The following is a 554-nucleotide window of genomic DNA, read 5'->3' on the forward strand; positions in this document are numbered from 1 at the left end:
CAGGACTACTACGAACGACACCCAGGAAGATTCCGCCAACGACCCACCACACCGGCCCCCGCCACACACGCCGGGATCAACCTCCCCCAGACCAAAACACCCCAAAAACTAGCCCAGTGACTCCACACAGCTTGACAATTTCCGGGCGTTGGCCCGCAACCGTTCATAGGTGAGCCGGCGTTGGGGTTTTCCGGGTCATTGGTGAGCGGGGGTTGGGGGAAACCGGGTCATATGTGAGCGGGCGTCCGCCCGCAACGGTTGATAGGTGAGCGGGGGTTGGCCCGCGGCCGTTCATAGGTGAGCCGGCGTTGGCCCGCGGCCGTTGATAGGTGAGCCGGCGTCCGCCCACAACGGTTGATAGGTGAGCCGGGGTTGGGGTTTTCCGGGTCATGGGTGGCCGGACGTCCGCTCACATCTGGGGTGTTAAATGGGTCAGGCCCCGACATGTGGTGTCGGGGCCTGGACCGTTAATGGTTGTCCGGCGGTGTCCTACTCTCCCACACCCTCCCGGGTGCAGTACCATCGGCGCTGTGGGTCTTAGCTTCCGGGTTCGG

1 rRNA gene is annotated in these 554 nt (G+C 63.9%); it reads right to left on the bottom strand.

Annotated elements, in window-relative coordinates:
- Window positions 1-476 precede the first annotated feature (476 nt).
- Window positions 477-554: ribosomal RNA gene (rrf, locus tag AB4Z38_RS25800) — 5S ribosomal RNA — on the bottom strand; the annotation flags it as partial.

The sequence above is a fragment of the Arthrobacter sp. 2RAF6 genome, from assembly GCF_052115205.1.
Classification (GTDB): domain Bacteria; phylum Actinomycetota; class Actinomycetes; order Actinomycetales; family Micrococcaceae; genus Arthrobacter.